The following is a 19,665-nucleotide window of genomic DNA, read 5'->3' on the forward strand; positions in this document are numbered from 1 at the left end:
CCCCCCGGGCGCCCCTGTGTAACCCGGCGTAACCGACTACGTGACCGACCCCACCCCCCACCCCGTCCACACTCCCGTAACAATGGACTGTGATCTCTCCGGTCTCCCCGATGCCCCGGAGCGCCCACCGGCACAGGCCGGAGGCGACTCCCTACGTCGACCTCACCCGAGCCGAGTGGAGCGTGCTGCGTGAAAAGACGCCGCTGCCACTGACCGCCGAGGAGGTCGAGAAGCTGCGCGGTCTGGGCGATGTCATCGACCTCGACGAGGTGCGGGACATCTATCTGCCGCTGTCCAGACTGCTCAATCTGTACGTCGGCGCCACGGACGGGCTCAGAGGGGCGCTGAACACCTTCCTCGGCGAGAAGGGCTCCCAGTCCGGCACCCCCTTCGTCATAGGGGTGGCGGGCTCGGTCGCCGTCGGCAAGTCCACCGTCGCGCGCCTGCTGCAGGCCCTGCTCTCCCGTTGGCCCGAACACCCACGCGTCGAACTGGTGACCACGGACGGTTTCCTGCTCCCCACCAAGGAGCTGGAAGCACGCGGTCTGATGTCGAGGAAAGGTTTCCCCGAGTCGTACGACCGTCGGGCCCTCACCCGGTTCGTCGCCGACATCAAGGCGGGGAAGGACGAGGTCACGGCCCCCGTCTACTCCCACCTGATCTACGACATCGTCCCCGACCGGCGGCTCACCGTCCGCCGTCCGGACATCCTCATCGTCGAGGGTCTGAACGTCCTGCAGCCCGCCCTCCCCGGCAAGGACGGCCGCACCCGCGTCGGCCTCGCCGACTACTTCGACTTCAGCGTGTACGTCGACGCCCGCGCCGAGGACATCGAGCGCTGGTACCTCAACCGGTTCAAGAAGCTCCGCCAGACCGCCTTCCAGAAACCCGACTCCTACTTCCGCAGGTACACCCAGGTCTCCGAGGAGGAGGCGCTCGACTACGCGCGCACGACCTGGCGCACCATCAACAAGCCCAACCTGCTGGAGAACGTGGCTCCCACCCGGGGCCGCGCCACCCTCGTCGTGCGCAAGGGCCCGGACCACAAGGTGCAACGCCTGAGCCTGCGCAAGCTGTAGCCGCGAGGCCCCCGTCGCCGGCTGTAGTCGCGAGTCCCTCGACGCCGGCTGTCATCGCATGCCCCAACGCCGTCATCCCGTGCATATAACCTGCGCCGCATGCTGCATCTGCGTCTGATCACCCCGGCCGACCGCACCGACGACGTCGTACGGCTGATCGAGAGGACCGTGGGCACGACCCATCTCGTCGTGCTCACGGGTGCCGCCCGCAACCCGGCGGGGGACGTGGTGACGTGCGACGTCGCACGTGAAGCGGGCGACGAACTGATCGCCGGGCTGCGGGAGATGGAGCTCGACCGGACCGGGTCGATCGCCGTCGAGAACATCGACCTGTCGCTCTCGAAGCGCGCCGACAAGGCGGAGGACGAGGCGCCGGGCGAGAGTGCGGACGCGGTGCTGTGGGAGCACCTGGCCGACGCGACGCACGAGGAGTCGACGCTCTCGGTGACCTACGTCGCCTTCCTCACGCTGGCCACGATGATCGCGGCCTGCGGTGTGGTCCTCGACAACGCGATCCTGATCGTGGGCGCGATGGCGGTGGGCCCGGAGTTCGGGCCGCTGGCCGGCATCTGCACGGCGCTGGTCCGACGCGTCCCACGGCTGGCCTGGCGCTCCCTGAACGCGCTGCTCGTGGGCTTCGCGGTGGCGTTGGTGGTGACGGTCGGCTTCACGTACTTCATGGACGCGGTGGGCCTGTTCAGCGCGGTCAAGCTGGACGCCGAGCGGCCCAACACCAACTTCATCTACCGTCCCGACGCGTTCTCGTTCGTCGTCGCGGTCCTGGCCGGCGTGGCCGGCACCCTCTCGCTGACCTCGGCGAAGTCGGGCGCGCTGGTCGGTGTCGCCATCTCGGTGACCACGGTGCCGGCGGCGGCGAACGCTGCCGTGGCCTTCGCCTACGGCGAGTACCGGCAGGCCTGGGGCTCCACCGAGCAGCTGCTGCTCAACCTGCTGGGCATCGTGCTGGCCGGTACGTTCACGCTGGTCGTCCAGAAGTGGCTCTGGGCCCAGCAGCGTGAACGTACCGCCAGGACAGGTCGGTTCTAGCCCAGCGCTGACTTCACCGCGTCGGCGAGCCGGCCCGCCACCGACCGCGCGTGGTCGATGTCGGCGGCCTCGACCATGACCCGGACGAGCGGCTCGGTGCCGGAGGGGCGCAGCAGCACCCGGCCGGTGGAGCCGAGTTCCCGCTCGGCCTCGGCGACCGCGGCCGCCAGTTCGGCGGAGCTGTTCACCCGAGAGCGGTCGACGTCGGGGACGTTGATGAGGACCTGCGGCAGCCGCTCCATGACGGACGCGAGGTCCTGGAGCGTACGGCCGGTCTGGGCGATCCGGGCCGCCAGCAGCAGGCCGGTCAGCGTGCCGTCGCCGGTGGTGGCGTGGTCGAGGATGATCACGTGCCCGGACTGTTCGCCGCCGAGCGCGTAGTTGTGCTCTTTCATCTCCTCCAGGACGTAGCGGTCGCCGACCGCGGTCTGGATGAGGGAGACACCTTCGCGCTCCATGGCGAGCTTGAAGCCCAGGTTGGACATGACCGTCGCGACAACAGTGTCGGAGCGCAGTGCGGAACGCTCCCGCATCGCCAGCGCGAGTACGGCCAGGATCTGGTCGCCGTCCACCTCGGCACCCGTGTGGTCCACGGCGAGGCAGCGGTCGGCGTCGCCGTCGTGCGCGATACCGAGGTCGGCCCCGTGCTCGACGACGGCGGCCTTCAGGAGGTCGAGGTGGGTGGAGCCGCAGCCGTCGTTGATGTTCAGGCCGTCGGGCGAGGCGCCGATCGTGATGATCTCGGCACCGGCCTGTGTGAAGGCCTCGGGAGACACTCGGGCGGCGGCGCCGTGCGCCTCGTCGAGGACGACCTTCAGGCCGTCGAGGCGGTTCGGGAGCACGCCGAGGAGGTGGGCGACGTACTGGTCGAGCCCCTCGTCGTACACGCGCACGCGCCCGACCCCGGCGCCCGTGGGCCGGTCCCAGGGCGCACCGGTGCGGTGCTCCTCGTAGACGCCCTCGATCCTGTCCTCCAGCTCGTCGGCGAGCTTGTGGCCGCCGCGGGCGAAGAACTTGATGCCGTTGTCGGGCATGGCGTTGTGGCTGGCCGAGAGCATCACGCCGAGGTCGGCGCCCAGCGCGCCGGTGAGGTACGCCACCGCGGGGGTGGGCAGCACACCGACGAGCAGGACGTCCACACCCGCGCTGGCCAGGCCCGCGACCACGGCGGCTTCCAGGAACTCCCCGGACGCACGTGGGTCCCGCCCGACCACTGCCACCGGCCGGTGGCCCTCGAACGTACCCGCCTCGGCCAGCACATGTGCCGCCGCCACGGAGAGACCGAGCGCCAGCTCGGCCGTCAGATCCGCGTTGGCGACACCGCGCACGCCGTCCGTGCCGAAGAGTCGTCCCACTGGTGTCCTCCTGATGAAGCTCAGTTTTCGGAAGTCATCCGATCATGCAAGCCTTTGAGCGCCTTGTGCCGTTATACGCCCTGGGCTGTGATAAACGAACGCCCCGGCGGCACACAGCGTGCCGCCGGGGCGAACGGTCGTACGAATACGCAGCAGCCAGTGATTAACGCTTGCTGTACTGCGGAGCCTTACGGGCCTTCTTGAGACCGGCCTTCTTGCGCTCGACCGCACGGTCGTCGCGCTTGAGGAAGCCGGCCTTCTTCAGGGCCGGGCGGTTGTTGTCCACGTCCGCCTCGTTCAGCGCGCGGGCGACACCGAGACGGAGCGCACCGGCCTGACCGGAGACGCCGCCACCCGAGATGCGGGCGATGACGTCGTAGCGGTTGTCGAGCTCGAGCACCTTGAAGGGCTCGTTGACTTCCTGCTGGTGCACCTTGTTGGGGAAGTAGTCCTCAAGGGTGCGACCGTTGATCTTCCACTTGCCGGTGCCCGGGACGATCCGGACGCGGGCGATGGCGTTCTTGCGACGGCCCAGGCCGGCGGCCGGCTGCGGGTCACCGAAGCGGCCCGCGAGCGACTCCGAGGTGTACTCGCCCTCGACGGGGACCTCGGACTCGGTGGTGTAGTTCTCGATGTCGACGAGCTCAGTCTCTTCGACCGGCTGCTCAACGGTGGTCTCGGCCACGATTCTCCTCAGATTCTTTTCTGTCTTAGGGGGTGGTGGCCGGAACTACTGCGCGACCTGGGTGATCTCGAACGGGACCGGCTGCTGAGCAGCGTGCGGGTGGTTCTCGCCCGCGTAGACCTTCAGCTTCGAGAGCACCTGACGGCCCAGGGTGTTCTTGGGGATCATGCCCTTGATGGCCTTCTCGATGGCCTTCTCGGGGTTCTTGGCCAGCAGCTCGTCGTAACGGACGGAGCGCAGACCACCCGGGTAGCCGGAGTGGCGGTACGCCAGCTTCTGGGTCTTCTTGTTGCCGGAGAGGTGCACCTTGTCGGCGTTGATGATGATGACGAAGTCACCAGCATCGACATGCGGCGCAAAGATCGGCTTGTGCTTGCCCCGCAGGATGTTCGCGGCAGTGGTGGCCAGACGGCCCAGGACGACATCCTGGGCGTCGATGACATACCACTGGCGAGTGATGTCGCCGGGCTTGGGGCTGAACGTACGCACTTCGCAGCCTTCTTCTTCAGTGGATGGGTGCTGACACATGGCATCACTGAAGCGATCGTGCAGCTGGGGACGACAGTGCCGGGAACGATGCCCGTATGCCGCCCACTGGTAACTGCTCCAGGGAACCTACGTAGGGGCCTCTCGCGTGAGAACGACCAAGCCGATACGCATAACGAACTGCAAGAGTACCCGCGGTTGCCCGGACGGGTCAAAACGCGGGTTCGCGACCCGAGCGCCTGGGCACTCAGGGCCACGCGAGCAGTCCCTGGAAACAGGGTAAGGCAGTCCTTTCCTCCGCGACGGTCCGACTACCCGGCGTCACCGGACGGCCGATGTCCAAAAGCCTGTCGGAGCGTGTCGCACCAACCACCCGGAGATGTCAGTTTTGCCCGTGCGCACTCAGGTCACGCTAGGGGCTCAAGTGCCCTCCGGTGCGGACCGCCACCCCTCGGACCCCGTCTAAGATGCGCGCATGAGTTATGGGCAGGGTGGGCAGGGGGAACCTCCGTGGGATCCCTGGAAGCCTGGTTCTCAGCAACCCGATTGGGGACGTCGGAACCAGACTCCGGACTGGGCGGCACTCGCCGATGCGTCCGAGGCACGCAACCGTCGGCGCAGACTGCTGGTGATCGTCGGCTCGGCGGTCGCCACGATCGCGGTCGGCGCTGCCGTCGCCGTGGCCGTCGTCTCCTCGAACGGGGACAACCAGGCCGGGAACGCGCCCAGCAAGCTGCCCGCCACCGCGAGCATCCCGAGCGACACCACGGCGCCGGTGCCGACGTTCGCGCCGACCTCGGCGCCGCCGCCGCTGGATCCGATGGACTTCATATCCAGCGTGCAGAAGGACACCGCGCCGCTCAGCCCGGACATCCTCTTCCCTGGTTCGCAGCTCACGATGGGTGACCGCGTCTACCGCAAGGGCCCCACCGCCTCGACGACGAACTGCGCGTCGGCCGTGCAGGGCACGCTGCCCGCGGTGCTCAACAAGAACGACTGCACCCGGATGATGCGCGTCACCTACAGCAAGGACGGCGTCTCGGTGACGGTCGGCGTCGCGGTCTTCAACACCGCGGCCCAGGCGGCCAAGGCGAAGTCCGAGGCGGACAGCAAGAGCATCATCACCTCACTGTCCGGCCAGGGCGTCGCCAACTTCTGCCGTACGTCGATCTGCCGCTCGACCACCAACTCCTACGGCCGTTACGCCTACTTCACGCTGGCCGGCTTCACCAACGGCAAGGACGTGACGACGAAGGACGCCAAGGTCTTCACGACCGGCGACGACCTGGCCGAGTTCGCCTTCCGCCAGATCCGCCGCCGCGGCGAGGCCCAGGCGTCGACGGCGGCCAACCAGTAAGCCGGCCGGCCGCCGCCGTACCCGGGCCCCGGGTCACTTGTTCTTCATGCGCAGCCGGATCGGCACCACCGCCGACTCCAGCTGCGTCTTCAGCGTCATCTTCGAGACCCCCTCGGTCCGCTCCTCGAAGCGGATCGGGATCTCGACGGCGCTGTGCCCCGCCCGTACGGCCTTGTACTTCAGCTCGACCTGGAAGCTGTAACCGGCGCTGTCCAGCGTGGCCAGGTCGATGTCGCGCAGGGCCTGGGCCGACCAGAGGTTGAACCCGGCCGTGATGTCCCGGATCCGGGTGCCGAGCACGGTACGGGCGTACCGGTTGGCGAAGCGGGAGAGCAGGACGCGATGCGCGCCCCAGTCCTCGTCCAGCGAGCCACCCTCGACGTACCGGCTGCCGATGACCAGCCCCACCCCGTTGGCCAGGGCCGTGCCGAGCATCCGGGGCACGGCCTCGACGGGGTGGCTGCCGTCGGCGTCCATCTGGACGACGTACTCGGCGCCCTCGTCGAGCGCGAGGCTCATCCCGGCCGCGTAGGCGCGCCCGAGTCCGTCCTTCTCGGTGCGGTGCAGCACGCTCATCCGGCGCTGCCCCTTGGTGTTGTACTTCTCCGCCAGCTCGTCGGCGATCCTGCCGGTGCCGTCCGGGCTGGAGTCGTCCACGATCTTCAAATGAAGCCCGTCGAGCGGCAGTTGAAGCACCGCTTCGGCCATTCTCGGCAGGTTGGCCGCCTCGTTGTAGGTCGGCATCACCACAGTGACGGCAGTGCCCGCCCCCAGGTTGTTCGTCATTCCCCTTCTCCTCCCCATATGTCATCTTAAATTTCCCCCCGCCGGACGGCCGTGTCCGGCACGGCACCCGGAAGGCCGCTGCGCTCAGGTGTGGATCTTGCGCTGGGCGGCGTCGTCCTTCTTCCTTGACGTGTCGCCCGTGGCCGCCTTGGCGGACTTTTCGAACAGCACCAGCGTGAGGCTGTCCAGCTTGCGTGTCTTCACGACGCGAAAGCCTCGCTCGACCGCTGTCGCCGTCGCCTTCGGCATACCGCTGAGCGGCTGTCCGTCGAACGTGGTGGACACCAGCCACAGCCGGTCGGCGCCGGCCAGGCACTTCGCGGGCCGCGGGCACTCCGCGGCACCGAAGGAGCCCAGTTCCTGCGGGGTGCGGTACATGAGCACGTCCCGCGGACGCCCCTGGTCGTCCCGCAGCTCGTAGTCCATCGCCCGGCGCTCCGCCAGCGCCCCGCTGAACACGATCCCGTCGCCCTTGCGCTGCCCGGCCTCGATGAACTGGGCCGCGCCGTGGAAGTCGGGCTCCCCGAGCGCGTTCTCGCGGGTCTCGCGGATGCCCGGGAGCGCCTGCCAGGCGAGCCCTGCGACCGCTGCCGCAGCAAGCACCCAGCCGAACCCACGCCGGGCCGCGGCCCCCGTACCCGCCTTCGGCCCGGCCACCGGCCCGGCGATCCGGCAGACCGCGACCGCGGCGAGCAGCACCCAGGCGGGAGCCGTGAACAGCAGATAGCGCGGCAGAAAGAGATGCAGCTTGGACGCGGTGACATAGGTCGCCAGCGGCGGCAGCACGATCCACACGGCCAGCGGAAGCGCCCGTCGGCCCGCGAAGAACAGGCCCAGCGCGCCCAGCGCCATCACCGGCGCGGCCACCGCCCAGGACCCGAAGAGGTTCTTCGGGAAGTCGACCAGGTCCTTCGTGACGGGGTTGTTCCAGGCGATCTGCCCGCTCTGGCCCGAGCCCTGGATCGCCATCGGGATGACGAAACAGAGGCCGACGATGCCGGCCGCCGCGAACGCCCAGCCGACGATCCGGTCTCCCGAACGCCGGGCCATCAGGACCATCACGACATGCGCACCGAGCACCGCGAGCGAGGCCAGATGGCTCCAGCCGATCATCGGCACGGTGAGGGTGTAGCCCACCCACACCTTGAAGCCGGGCTGCTCCAGCGCCCTGGCGAGCAGCAGTGTCGACAGGAGCACGGCGGCCACGGCGAAGGCGTACGGCCTGATCTCCTGCCCGTAGCGCGTCACCGTCGGCACCACCGCGAACAGGAAGCCGGCGAGCAGCCCGGTCTGCGTGGTGAACAGCCGCCGCCCGAGCAGAGCGAGCAGTCCCGCGGAGGAGGCCATGGCCAGGGCCCCCGGGATACGCATCGCGGTCGGTGAGTCCCCGGCGAGCGAGACCCAGAAGTGCATCAGCACGTAGTACGGGGTGAACACCACGTCGATGGAGCGGATCAGCTGGCTCAGGTCGTGGAAGGAGAGCGTCGCCGCCCACCAGGTGGCGTGCTCGTCACGCCACAGCTGTCGATGGCCGATCCGGCGCAGGATCAGCGCCAGCGCGGCGGCCGAGGGCAGCAGGAAGACGAGCAGCGCCGCGAGGCGCCCGCCGCGGTCACCGGTGTGCTGCTCGGCCTCGCGCCGCGCCCTCCGTCCTCCGGAACCGGCGCCCGCGGACGTCTCCGAGGCGGGCTCGTACCCCGCCGCCGTACCGCCGTCGACCGTCGTCGTGCCGCTCATCGCTTGACCCAGATCCGGTAGGCGTTCTGACCGCTGCTCGTCGTGAACGGGAAGACCGCGGCCAGGCGGTAGTGCGTGTTGCCCTTCAGCCCCTTCTTGACCGCCTCGTACGTCGTCGGGGTCACCGAGCCGTGCATCACGATCACGTCGAAGCGCCCGTCGCGCACCGCCTGTTCGAAGGCGTCGGGGCCGGTGTGCTGCTTGCCGTCCTTGCCCCGGTAGTCCATGAAGTAGGTGTTCTGCCACTGGTTCCAGCCGGTGACGTCGCGCAGGTAGTACGCGGGCACCTCCTGCTCCTCTGCCAGGTAGAACCCCTTCTTGTCGACGTGGGTCACCGTGCGCAGATAGGCGACCATCGGCGAGGAGTCCGGGAAGCTGTACGCCTTCTGCGCCTGCACCATGCCGAACACCAGCGCGAGGACGTACACCATGATCCCGAGCTGTGGATGCCGGAAGTGCGGGCCGACCAGGCGGGCCATGCCCAGGCCCGCCATGGGCGCGGCGAAGAGCAGGCCGAAGCCGACGTGCTTGTAGAGCGAGACCTCGGTGTGCAGATGGATCTGGTACGCCGGTGCCAGCAGCGCCGTCCCGGTGAGCACCACTCCGAGCCCGGCGCGCCGCACCCGCCCGGCGGTCTCCCCCTCGATCCACGGCATCTCGCCCATCCGCCCGCGCAGCGCGTACGCGACCGAGCCGACGAGCGCCGCCAGGAAGACCAGACCGCCCCACTCGGCGCTGTGCTCCAGCAGCTTCATGGCGGAATCGGCGCCCTGGGCCCGGTTGGTGGTCGTGGAGCTGATGCCGCCGAGCGGCCCGGAGAGGACGTACCCGGCGCCGAGCAGCGCCCCGACGCCCGCGCCGAGGAACACCCCGCGGCCCAGGGTCTTCACCCCGCGGTGCCGGTGCGCGGTGACCACCGCGAGCAGCACCAGCGTCGGCAGATACAGGCCGGAGGCGTACTTCACCGCGAAGGCCAGCGCGGCCGGGGGCGCCGCCAGTAGGACGGCCGCCGAGCGCATCCGGTCGGTGCGCACGACGGCGTACATCGACAGGGCGAGCAGGAAGATCGCGGCGGCGTCGTACGTGGCGAAGTTGCCGAGCACGGTCGTCGACTGGAGGACGGAGAAGAGGGCGGCCGCGCCGAGCGCCGCCCGCAGGTTGAACAGGCGACGGGTCACCGCGTACAGCAGGCCGGTGGCGGCCAGCATGAACAACAGGCTGAGGACCCGGACGCCGGTCAGCCCGAAGTACGAGTCCACGGCGGCGGCGAGCACCGGGTACAGCTTCGGGTGGCCGGAGAAGTAGCCCGCGAAGTCGACCGGCAGCTTGGTGCCGTGCAGCAGGTTGTTCAGTTCGTAGTGGCCGGAGGCTATGTAGAGCGCCTCGTCCTGGAAGGCCGTCCCCCGCAGCCGCAGCGAGAGCCCGGCCTGCACCAACAGCAGGCACCCCAGCACTCCGCGCCCGAGCAGCTTGCCGCGCCGGTTGTCCACGGCCCAGGAGGACTCGGGGACGGCGGGCAGTGTGTAGCCGGGGTCGTCGGGCTCGGGTTCGGGTTCGGGCTCCGGTCCGGTCGCACGGACCGGGGTTCCGGGGCTCGAAGGGACCGAGGGCTCCGCGTACGGGTCGTACGTCTCGTAGTACGGCGGATACGCCTGCTGCTGGGGCGGCCACGCGTACGAGTCCTGCCCGTACGACTCCTGTTGGTACTCCTGGTACTGCTGATGCTGCTGGTACTGCTGCTGGTGCTCCTGGTACTCCTGCGGCGGTTGCTGCTGTCTGCTGCTCATGGCTTGGTCACATCGAATCCGAAGCGGGAGGCGGCGGCCTGCTCGCGGAAGGTGCGCGTCGTGGCCGGACCGCTGGTGATGCGCCAGTCCGCTTCCTTGTCGAAGTTGAACCAGACGAAGCCGATCACGTCGTCGTGTGCGGCCGTCCCCTGGAAAAGGTCGGTAATGTCGGCCGGCTTGCGCTGCCCGGCCTCGGCCGCCGTCTCCGCGATGATCACGGGCTTCTTGGTGAAGGCACGGATCTGGGTCGTCGTCGGCCCGTACAGAGTCGAGAAGGTGGAGGGGCCGGTGCGGGCGTAGTAGCCGATCACTCCGACCCAGTCGACGTACTCCTCGCCCGGCCAGTACGGCTTCAAGCGCACGGTCGGCACCGGGTTGATCACGTTCGGGCTCCACACCCAGATGACCTGCGTGGCGCCCTCCTGATCGAAGAGGTCGTGGACGTGCCGGTACGCGGCGACGAACTGCGCGGCGGTGGCCTTCTTCGTGCCCCAGGGGTACCAGAAGGCATTCATCTCGTGCGCGAAGCTGATCGCCACCGGCAGGTTGAGCTCCTTGACGGACCTCGCGTAGTCGCGGATGTACGCGTCGTCGGCGCCGGAGGCGATCTGCCCCAGCGTCTTGTCGAAGGGCTCCCAGGCGATGAAGGGCAGCGCCTTGTAGTCCCGGGCGTGCTGTACGGCGGCCGTCTCGTAGCGGTCGCCCCACGCCGAGTAGAACTCGATCAGGTTGGGCTTCTTGCCCGCGGACTTCGCGAAGGCGTCGACGTTCTTCATGTCGGCGGGCGCGCCTTCGGCGGCCAGGCCGAGGTATTTCTTCGCGGGTTTCAGCAACGGGCGTACGTCATACGGGGGTTCCGGCTTGGCCGCCTCGGTGGCCGCTGACTCGCTGGGGTCCGCCGCCTCGCCCTGGGCCCGTCGGTACTCGTCCCGGCCCTTCTCGGAGAACGTGCTGCAGCCGGCGAGGAGTGCGCCGGCGAGCAGGACTGCCGCCAGCGCACGAAAACGACTCATCACGCGATCTGCTCCCGGGGCTGGATGAGCACGCGCCCGACGACCATGGCATAGAAGAGGCCGGCGGACAGCATCAGCGCGAAGTCCGGCGGATAGAGCGTGAGCATTCGCCAGGCGGCGACGCCGATCCACAGCAGCGCGGTCCCGGCGCTCCATACGATCATTCCGGTCCAGTACCGGCGCATGCCGTTCTTCTTGGCGCCCTGCGAGCCGGTCGGCTTCCAACCCATCGGACGTCCGCGCAACACGTCCCACACGGCGAAGACATGCGACCACCCGTACATCACGCGAACCGACCAGGCCTCCAGGCGGTACGGCGCCCGGTGCCACAGCGGCAGCACCAGCGTCACGTACGCCACGCTGGGCAGTACCCAGAGCGAGGCCTCGGCGCGCAGCAGATCGGGCCGCAGGATGAGCAGCCCGAGCGGGATCAGCGGGGCGAGAAAGGTCGCGAGGGCGGTCTGCAGGTAGTAGAGGAACCCGGAGACGTAGCACAGCCGCGTCTGGAAATTGAGGTCCATCTCCCAGAACCGCTTGCTGGTCAGCAGCGACAACGAGCCCATGCACCAGCGGTACTGCTGGTTGTGGAAGGCACCGGCGGTGTCCGGGCACACACCGGCCGACAGCGCGACGGGCACGTAGCGCAGCTTCCAGCCCAGCGCCCGCAGGTCGAAACCGGTGTACATGTCCTCGGAGTGCTCGATCAGCGTGATGCCGCCGATCTGGGCGAGGGCCGCGCGCCGGTACACCGCGCACGAGCCGACGCAGATCGATCCGTCCTTGTCCTCGCGGGAGGTCTGCACGGACCGGTAGAACTGCTCCTGCACCGCTCCCGCGCCACGCTCGATCCAGTTCTGCCGGTCGGTGATCCGGAAGAACTGCGGCGACTGCACGATCCCGATCCGCTCGTCGGCGTCCATGTGCGGCAGCAGTTCGTCGAGCAGGTCGGCGCGCGGCGCGAAGTCGGCGTCGAGGATGAGGATGTGGTCGCCGTCGGTGATCCCGAAGGCGTGGTGGAGGTTGCCGGCCTTCTTGAACCAACCGCGGTTCGGCCGCACCACGTAGTGGAAGCCGAAGTCCCGCGCCATGGCGCCGACCTCCGGGTCGTCGGCGTCGTCCAGCACGTACACCTTGACGACGCCCCGGTAGGTGCCCGCGAGCCGGTTCACGTTGACCCAGGTGTTGTGCAGCACCTCCAGCGGCTCACCGCACACCGGCAGGAAGACGTCCACGCTCGGGTGGACGGCGGGCCGCCAGTCCCGCACCAGCAGCTTGTGCGCCTTGATGTCGAAGTCCTTGCTGAGCCCGTCCAGGTACAGCGAGATCAGGTAGTCCGCGACCACGAAGGCGAGCAGCGGCATCGTCAGCCAGAACCACGGGCTGGACGCCGTGAACAGGAACTGGCTCACCGCGAGACAGGCGAAGCTGATCAGCGAGCCCAGCGTCAGGACCCACAGGTGACGGCGCGTGTACGAGTACTTCTCGGCGTCGTCCGGCGGCTGTGGCAAGAGCCCACGGCTCTCCGGCTCGCGTCTGCGCCGATGAGGACGCTCAGCGCGCGCCGCAGCACTCACTGCACTATTCATGAACCCCCCCAGGACCTGGAACGGACCTGTGAACCCACCCTGAGCCCGGCTGCCCCAAATTCGAACTTTCAGCCGGACTGCGAAAGCATAACCGGCTCTCCCCTTTATGACTCAACAACCTTGTTACGTGACGGTTTCATCGCGAGTCACAGGGGTAGCAGTGGCGCCGCACAGCAGCGAAGCACGCCCCCGCGGTACGCAAAAAGGTCAACTGATGGTAAGAACGACCACTCAGTCTTCACGTTTGCGTCGCGCCTGTGACCATTCCGGGCGCGAACACTAGGGGGAGGTCCCGATTTGCCCGGGTTTTCCGTGCCCGCACGCGGTGGCCGCCATCGCAACCGGCGGCGCAGATGGCTGTTCGCCACAGTGGCCGTGGCCGCTGCGGCACTGATCGGCACGACGATCAGCCTGGTGGCATCCTCGGCCCAGGCCGACCAAACCACCCAGGGCATCGACAATTTGCGCACCAACTGGGACCAGAACGAGGCCGGGCTCTCCCCGGCAGTTGTCCAGTCGTCCGCCTTCGGCCGGCTCTTCGCCACGAAACTGGACGGGCAGATATACGCCCAGCCCCTAGTGCTGGGCGACCAGGTGATCGCGGTCACCGAGAGCAACACCGTGTACGGCCTCGATCGCGCCACCGGTGCGATCGAGTGGAGCAAGAACTACGGACCGGCATGGCCGGCCTCGGCGATCGGCTGCGGGGACCTGACACCCAATGTGGGGGCGACCGCGACTCCCGTCTACGACCCGGCCACCAACACCCTCTACTTCACCACCAAGGTCGACGACGGCACCTCCACGCACCGCCACCCGACGTGGCTGATGCACGCAGTGGACCCGGCCTCCGGAGCCGAGCGCCCGGGGTGGCCGGTCACCATCGCCGGAAGCCCCGTCAACGACCCGAGCGCCGAGTTCGACGCCTACTACGAACAGCAGCGCCCCGGCCTGCTGTTGATGGACGGCGTCGTCTACGCGGGCTTCGGCGGCCACTGTGACGCGTGGCCGTACCGCGGCTATGTGGTCGGGGTGAGCACCACCGGGCACAGCATCACCTCGATGTGGGCCACGGCGACCGGTGCCGGCACCGGCGGCGCCGGCATCTGGCAGTCGGGTGGCGGACTGGTCTCGGACGGGTCCGGCCGGATCTTCTTCAGCACCGGGAACGGCATCAGCCCGGCGCCCGGGCCGGGCAAGACCGTTCAGGGAACCCTGGCCGAGTCCGTCGTACGCCTCCAGGTCGGCGCGGACAACACCCTCGGTACGGCCGACTTCTTCAGCCCGAGCGACGCCTCCACCCTGGACCTCAACGACCAGGACATCTCCTCGGGCGCCCCGATGGCGCTGCCGGACGGCTTCGGTACCAGCGAGCACCCGCACCTGCTGATCCAGCAGGGCAAGGACGGGCGGGTGTTCCTGCTCGACCGCGACAACCTCGGCGGCATGGGCCAGGGAGCCCAGGGCGGCGACGCCGCGGTGAGCGTGTCCGGCCCCTACCAGGGCATGTGGGGGCACCCCGCGTTCTGGGGCGGCGACGGCGGCTATGTCTACGTCGTCGGCAACCAGGGTCCGCTGCGCGCTCTCAAGTACGGCGTGCGCAACGGCGGTACGCCCACGCTCACCCTCACCGGCCAGAGCCAGGACACCTTCGGCTACACCAGCGGCTCTCCCCTGGTCACGTCCGACGGCACGGACGAGTCCAGTGCCCTGGTGTGGATGACCTCCGCGAGCAACGCCTCCGGGGCCGACGGCACCCTGCGCGCCTACAGCCCCACTCCCGACGGCAACGGCCTGCTCCAGCTGCTGTGGTCCGCGCCGATCGGCACCGCGACCAAGTTCAGCACGCCGACCGCCCAGGGCGGCAAGGTGTACGTCGGCACCCGGGACGGTGTGCTCTACGGCTTCGGCAGCCCGGCCAGGACGGCTCTGACCGCGGCCTCGCTGGACTTCGGTCAGGTCGGTGTGGGCGACAGCGGCTCCGCCGAGATGAAACTGACGGCCACGCAGGACGTCAGCGTCACGGGGCTCAAGGCCTCCGGCGCGTTCTCGGTCGACCCGTCCGCCGTACCCACCGCCGAGCAGCCCACGGCGCTGGCGGCGGACGCCACCCTGGACGTACCGATCACCTTCGCCCCCACCGCCACCGGCGGCATCAACGGCACGCTGACCGCGAACCTGTCGGACGGCCAGAAGCTGGTCTTCGCCCTCCACGGCGTCGGCACCAGGCCCGGCCTCGGGGCGGCACCCGCCGCCCTGGACTTCGGGGAAGTGCCCACCGGCAGCACTTCGACGCTGAACCTTCAGATCACCAACACCGGTACCGAACCGGAGACCATCGACTCGGTCGACTCGCCCGGCGGCGCCTTCTCCGCCTCGGGGCTGCCGAGCGCGGGGACGGTCGTACCGGCCGGTGGCTCGTTCGTGCTCTCGGTCACCTACACCCCGACCGGCGACCAGGTCGACAGCGACGCGCTCGTGGTCAGCAGCAGCGGCGGCGGCGCCACGCACACGCTGAGCGTGCCGGTCAGCGCGACGGCCATCACGGGGCAGGGACACCTGGAGTTCTCCACGAGCTCACTGGACTTCGGCCAGGTCCCGATCGGCAGCTCCAAGTCGCTGTCGTTCACCATCACCAACACCGGCAACATCCCGGTGACAGTGACCAAGGCCAAGGCGCCGACGGGTGACTTCAACAGCCCGGTGCAACTGTCGGAGGGCCTGATCATCGGTCCTGAGCAGACCGCGGTTCAGAGCGTGACGTTCACTCCGCACTCGGCTGCGGATCTGAGCGCCTTCTACGAGGTCACCGGCACCGGGACCGACGCGAACGGCAACAGCCAGGGCGCCATGTACGTGCCGGTCAAGGGCACCGGTACCGGCACCGCCACGACCACCTCGGCCGACGACGGGAAGTGGCAGACCAACGGCTCGGCGGTGCCGGCCGAGGGCGGCGGGGTCCAGCTGACCCCGGCCACCAGCAATCAGGCGGGCACGGCGGTGTACACCGAGCCGTTGCGCACCGACGGTCTGCGGGCCACCTTCACCACGAAGTTCGGCCCCGGCACCGGCGGGAAGGGCATGACGCTCACTCTGCTCGACCCGGCCCAGAACTCCGCCTCGGCACTGGGCGGGACCGGTGACAGCCTCGGCATCGCGGGACGGCCGGGCACGGTGATCGCGCTCGCCACCGGCTGGAACGACACGCTCAAGGCACAGAACTTCGTGGGCGTCGGCCGCAGTGCGGCCGGCTCGTCGGCGATCGACTACCAGTCGGTGGCCACACTCGGCACCTCCCTGCGCCAGGGCACACACCAGGTCGACATCCAGGTGGCCGCCGGCCATCTGTACGTCTGGATCGACGGGACGCAGGTGATGGACGCGACACCGACGCTGACGTCCACCGCGCTCCTCGCCTTCTCCGGTGCCACCGGCGACAACGCCGACGTGCAGACGGTGAGCGGCCCGGTCGTCAGCGAGGCGGCGCCTCCGGCCCCGGACCCGAAAGCGGCGACCTCGCTCCATCTCACCGCCCCGAGCACGGGTGTGCCGGGTCGGCAGTTGACCGTTGACGGCACATTGACCTCGCCCGCGGCGCTTCCCGCAGGTCAGGTCGTGCACATCACGCGGAACGGAACAGCACTGCGCGATGCGACGACGGCGGCGGACGGCTCCTTCACCTTCAGCGACACCCCGCCGGCAGAGGGCACTTACACCTACGCCGCAAGCTACGCGGGGGACGCAACACACGAGGCGACGAGCACGACAAGCCTCGTCCAGGTGTCCAAGCTGGCCACCACGGTCACTCTGACGGCCCCGGCCACGGCCACCCGCACGCACAAGCTGACCGTGTCCGGCACGCTCTCCGGGTCGCCCTTCGCCACCGGTGGGGTCGTCAAGGTGACGAAGACCGACCTCGCACACCCGTCCGGCGTCGCACTCGCCGACGCGAAGGTCGCCGCGGACGGTTCGTTCACGTTCGCGGACACCCCGCAGATCGGCGGCGCCAACACCTACAAGGTGGCCTACGGCGGCGACATCTCACACAAGCCGGGCAGCCGCAGCGCCACCGTCCAGGTGTCCCGGGTCTCGACGGACCTGACCATCACCACCGACCACTCGACGTACGCATATGGTCAGTCCGCGAAGGTCACCGCCCACCTCGGTACGACCTACAACAAGCGTACGGTGGCGATCTACGCTCAGCCGTTCGGCGGCACATCGGTCCTGGTGAAGTCCGGCACGGTGGACTCCCACGGCAATCTGACGGGGTCCTACAAGCTCGCCCGCAACACCACGTTCAGCGCGGTGTTCGCCGGCGACTACCGGTACGTCCCGAAGACCGTCGCCCGAAGTGTGCACTCCTATGTGCGGATCTCGGAGAAACTGTCCGGTTACTACACGAGCACGAACTACGGCAGCACTCCCTACCGGGTGTACCACCACACCGCCAAGGAGCAACTCGACACCACAGTCACACCCAACAAGGCCGGCCAGTGCCTCGTCTTCCGCGTGCAGCGGTACTACAGCGGCGCCTGGCACACGCAGACCACCACCCCCTGCTCCTCCCTGAGCTCCACCAGCGCCGGCCGCCACCAGATGTCTCTCAGCAAGTCCGTCAACAGCAGGTTCCGCATCGCCGCGGAGTACATCCACAGCAGTAAGGACAACACCAACCTCAGCACCTGGGGCGCCTGGCAGTACTTCACCGTCAGGCAGTAAGCACGACTGCGACCCGGCTGAACAGCCCCGCCCTCGGACAGCGGCCCAGGGCGGGGCCTCGCTTTCCGCGCGGCAGGTCCTCGTGGCCGACCTCCATGCCCCGACGGAGGCCGCGACCGGGCGCGTCCATGGCCCGGCCGACGGCCCATGCGGTAGGGCGTGCCACCGCCTTCCGGTCCTCCGCCGGCAGCCGGTTCAGCACCCGGCCCCCGGCAACGACCGCTTGTTGCGCGCCTCCTTGTTGCGCGCGGCGAGCAGTTCGTCCGCGGGGTAGCCGACCTCCTCCAGGGTCAGCCCGTGCGGCCGTACGACATGGACCGCCGAGTCCCGTACGCCGGCGGCGAGCACCTTCCCGGCCCAGTCGGGCCCGCGGTGCCCGTCCCCCACGAACAGCAGCGCGCCGATGAGCGAGCGCACCATGTTGTGGCAGAAGGCGTCGGCACGGACGGTGGCGGTGATGACCCCGTCGTCCCCGCGCACCAGGCTCAGCTCCTGGAGCGTACGAATGGTCGTGGCGCCCTCGCGCTTCTTGCAGTAGGCGGCGAAGTCGTGCTCGCCCACGAGCCGCTCGGCCGCCTCGTTCATGGCGTCGACGTCCAACGGCCAGTCGTGCCACAGGACGTGCCCCCGCAGCAGGGGGTCCACTCCCCCGGGGTTGTCGGTGACGCGGTAGGCGTACCGCCGCCAGATCGCGGAGAAGCGGGCGTTGAACCCGCTGGGCGCCTCCCTCAGGGACCACACCCGCACGTCCTTGGACAGCCGCCCGGCCAGCCGCTTGAGCAGCTTCTCCTCGTGCTCGGCCCACAACTCGACGGGCAGATCGACGTGCGCCACCTGCCCGCGCGCGTGCACACCGGCGTCGGTACGCCCGGCGACGGTCAGCTCGTACGTGGTGTCCCTGGACCGCGTGACGGTCCTGAGGGCGTCCTCGATCTCCCCCTGCACGGTCCGGCGCCCCGAGGCCTGCTTGGCCCACCCGGAGAACTCGGTCCCGTCGTACGACAGGTCCAAACGCACCCGTACGAACCCGGGCTGTACTTCGTCACTCACACCTAGATCCTCTCAAGGCCGGCAGCTGTGCCGGAAACGCGAAAGCGGGCCCGCCCCCGAAGGGACGGACCCGCTCACAGCCAGGCAGTGCCTCAGGCGTCCTTCGACTCCTCGGCGGGAGCCTCGGCGGCGTCCTCGACCTTGGCGTCCTCGACCTTGGCCGGAGCCTCGGTCTTGACCTCGGCGTCCTTGGCGGCACGCTTGGTGGCCGCCTCGGCCTCACCGGTGGCCTGCTGGGCCACGGTCAGGGCCTCCACCAGCTCGATGACGGCCATGGGCGCGTTGTCGCCACGACGGTTACCGATCTTGGTGATACGGGTGTAGCCACCCGGGCGGTTCTCGTAGCGCGGGCCGATCTCGGTGAAGAGCGTGTGCACGATGCTCTTGTCCGTGATCACCGAGAGCACCTGACGGCGGTTGTGAAGGTCACCCTTCTTCGCCTTGGTGACCAGACGCTCCGCGTACGGGCGCAGGCGACGGGCCTTCGCCTCGGTGGTGGTGATGCGGCCGTGCTCGAAGAGCGACTTCGCGAGGTTCGCGAGGAGCAGCTTCTCGTGCGCGGCACTGCCGCCCAGACGGGCACCCTTGGTGGGCTTCGGCATGGTGTTTCTCCTAGGTGTCTGCCCCGGCCGTATCAGGTACCGGGGTCAGTGTCCGAGCGGGCGATTGCCCGTCGGAGATCCGGGCGCCTCTTGCAAGGCGCCCGGAGGATCCGCGCCCCAAAGGGGCGTGGGGAACTGCGCGACCAGCCACAGCCGGCCCGCAGCCATGATCCGGCAGCCGAACCCGAGCTCTTAGTACTGCTCGGTCTCGACGAACCCGGCGTCCGCGTCGTCGTCCGCGCCGAAGGCGTCGGCAGCGGCGGTCGGGTCGAATCCGGGCGGGCTGTCCTTGAGGGCCAGGCCCATGCCGGCCAGCTTCGCCTTGACCTCGTCGATGGACTTCGCACCGAAGTTGCGGATGTCCAGGAGGTCG

At 69.0% G+C, this 19,665-nt stretch carries 15 protein-coding genes; 4 read left to right on the plus strand and 11 right to left on the minus strand.

Going from position 1 to position 19,665, the window contains the following annotated elements; translation table 11 throughout:
* Positions 1–110: 110 nt before the first annotated feature.
* Both coaA and KVT44_RS42785 read left to right on the plus strand, forming a co-directional pair.
* On the plus strand, positions 111–1,079 hold the full coding sequence (coaA, locus tag KVT44_RS42780) for a type I pantothenate kinase (RefSeq protein ID WP_060895269.1): 969 nt from the start codon (positions 111–113) through the stop codon (positions 1,077–1,079).
* 99 nt (positions 1,080–1,178) lie between these two features.
* Positions 1,179–2,126, plus strand: coding sequence for a DUF389 domain-containing protein (locus KVT44_RS42785; RefSeq protein WP_217573328.1), 948 nt, complete (start codon positions 1,179–1,181; stop codon positions 2,124–2,126).
* Here the strand turns inward: KVT44_RS42785 and glmM are convergent.
* The 3 genes from glmM to rplM all read right to left on the minus strand — a co-directional run bounded on the left by glmM (position 2,123) and on the right by rplM (position 4,655).
* Positions 2,123–3,481, minus strand: coding sequence for a phosphoglucosamine mutase (glmM, locus tag KVT44_RS42790; protein ID WP_099921116.1), 1,359 nt, complete (start codon positions 3,479–3,481; stop codon positions 2,123–2,125). The genes KVT44_RS42785 and glmM overlap by 4 nt on opposite strands.
* Positions 3,482–3,644: 163 nt before the next feature.
* A complete protein-coding gene (gene rpsI / locus KVT44_RS42795) occupies positions 3,645–4,166 on the minus strand; it encodes a 30S ribosomal protein S9 (protein ID WP_060895271.1) in 522 nt (173 codons plus the stop codon).
* A 45-nt stretch (positions 4,167–4,211) separates the two neighbouring features.
* A complete protein-coding gene (gene rplM / locus KVT44_RS42800) occupies positions 4,212–4,655 on the minus strand; it encodes a 50S ribosomal protein L13 (protein WP_060895272.1) in 444 nt (147 codons plus the stop codon).
* Between the two features lie 472 nt (positions 4,656–5,127).
* Here rplM and KVT44_RS42805 point away from each other — a divergent pair, with 472 nt between their 5' ends.
* A complete protein-coding gene (locus tag KVT44_RS42805; protein WP_099921117.1) occupies positions 5,128–6,009 on the plus strand; it encodes a hypothetical protein in 882 nt (293 codons plus the stop codon).
* Positions 6,010–6,042: 33 nt separating this feature from the next.
* On the opposite strand, the gene KVT44_RS42810 is transcribed toward KVT44_RS42805, so the two are convergent.
* The 5 genes from KVT44_RS42810 to KVT44_RS42830 form a co-directional block, all read right to left on the minus strand.
* Positions 6,043–6,795 carry a polyprenol monophosphomannose synthase gene (locus KVT44_RS42810; RefSeq protein ID WP_217573329.1) on the minus strand — a complete coding sequence of 251 codons (753 nt, stop codon included), beginning with the start codon at positions 6,793–6,795 and terminating at the stop codon, positions 6,043–6,045.
* An 84-nt stretch (positions 6,796–6,879) separates the two neighbouring features.
* Positions 6,880–8,532, minus strand: a complete 1,653-nt coding sequence (locus KVT44_RS42815; RefSeq protein ID WP_217573331.1) for a glycosyltransferase family 39 protein — start codon at positions 8,530–8,532, stop codon at positions 6,880–6,882.
* Positions 8,529–10,319: a glycosyltransferase family 39 protein gene (locus KVT44_RS42820; RefSeq protein ID WP_254650666.1), complete on the minus strand. Its 1,791-nt coding sequence runs from the start codon at positions 10,317–10,319 to the stop codon at positions 8,529–8,531. The genes KVT44_RS42815 and KVT44_RS42820 overlap by 4 nt, the downstream gene beginning before the upstream one ends.
* Entirely contained in the window at positions 10,316–11,332 is a 1,017-nt protein-coding gene (locus KVT44_RS42825; RefSeq protein ID WP_217573333.1) for a glycoside hydrolase family 26 protein, read from the minus strand. The genes KVT44_RS42820 and KVT44_RS42825 overlap by 4 nt, the downstream gene beginning before the upstream one ends.
* Entirely contained in the window at positions 11,332–12,918 is a 1,587-nt protein-coding gene (locus KVT44_RS42830; RefSeq protein ID WP_217573335.1) for a glycosyltransferase family 2 protein, read from the minus strand. Before KVT44_RS42830 ends, KVT44_RS42825 begins: the two co-directional genes overlap by 1 nt.
* Positions 12,919–13,215: 297 nt before the next feature.
* On the opposite strand from KVT44_RS42830, the gene KVT44_RS42835 reads away from it, so the two are divergent.
* Positions 13,216–17,640, plus strand: a complete 4,425-nt coding sequence (locus KVT44_RS42835) for a choice-of-anchor D domain-containing protein (protein ID WP_254650667.1) — start codon at positions 13,216–13,218, stop codon at positions 17,638–17,640.
* A 195-nt stretch (positions 17,641–17,835) separates the two neighbouring features.
* Here the strand turns inward: KVT44_RS42835 and truA are convergent, their stop codons facing one another.
* The 3 genes from truA to KVT44_RS42850 all read right to left on the minus strand — a co-directional run.
* Positions 17,836–18,690 (minus strand): tRNA pseudouridine(38-40) synthase TruA, encoded by an 855-nt coding sequence (gene truA, locus KVT44_RS42840; RefSeq protein ID WP_099921123.1) that lies wholly within the window; start codon positions 18,688–18,690, stop codon positions 17,836–17,838.
* Between the two features lie 92 nt (positions 18,691–18,782).
* On the minus strand, positions 18,783–19,292 hold the full coding sequence (gene rplQ, locus KVT44_RS42845; protein ID WP_060895277.1) for a 50S ribosomal protein L17: 510 nt from the start codon (positions 19,290–19,292) through the stop codon (positions 18,783–18,785).
* Between the two features lie 192 nt (positions 19,293–19,484).
* Positions 19,485–19,665 (minus strand): DNA-directed RNA polymerase subunit alpha C-terminal domain-containing protein (locus KVT44_RS42850; protein WP_302832179.1); only part of this gene is annotated, 181 nt, incomplete at its 5' end.

This window comes from Streptomyces sp. GbtcB7 (genome assembly GCF_019091445.1).
Classification (GTDB): Bacteria; Actinomycetota; Actinomycetes; order Streptomycetales; family Streptomycetaceae; genus Streptomyces; species Streptomyces mirabilis.

Bases quoted from the DNA above. Each gene is read 5' to 3' on its own strand.
- KVT44_RS42815 (WP_217573331.1), bottom strand. From the start codon at position 8,532: ATGAGCGGCACGACGACGGTCGACGGCGGTACGGCGGCGGGGTACGAG.
- coaA (WP_060895269.1), top strand. From the start codon at position 111: ATGCCCCGGAGCGCCCACCGGCACAGGCCGGAGGCGACTCCCTACGTC.
- rplQ (WP_060895277.1), bottom strand. From the start codon at position 19,292: ATGCCGAAGCCCACCAAGGGTGCCCGTCTGGGCGGCAGTGCCGCGCAC.
- KVT44_RS42820 (WP_254650666.1), bottom strand. From the start codon at position 10,319: ATGAGCAGCAGACAGCAGCAACCGCCGCAGGAGTACCAGGAGCACCAG.
- KVT44_RS42825 (WP_217573333.1), bottom strand. From the start codon at position 11,332: ATGAGTCGTTTTCGTGCGCTGGCGGCAGTCCTGCTCGCCGGCGCACTC.
- KVT44_RS42805 (WP_099921117.1), top strand. From the start codon at position 5,128: ATGAGTTATGGGCAGGGTGGGCAGGGGGAACCTCCGTGGGATCCCTGG.
- KVT44_RS42785 (WP_217573328.1), top strand. From the start codon at position 1,179: ATGCTGCATCTGCGTCTGATCACCCCGGCCGACCGCACCGACGACGTC.
- KVT44_RS42810 (WP_217573329.1), bottom strand. From the start codon at position 6,795: ATGACGAACAACCTGGGGGCGGGCACTGCCGTCACTGTGGTGATGCCG.
- KVT44_RS42830 (WP_217573335.1), bottom strand. From the start codon at position 12,918: ATGAATAGTGCAGTGAGTGCTGCGGCGCGCGCTGAGCGTCCTCATCGG.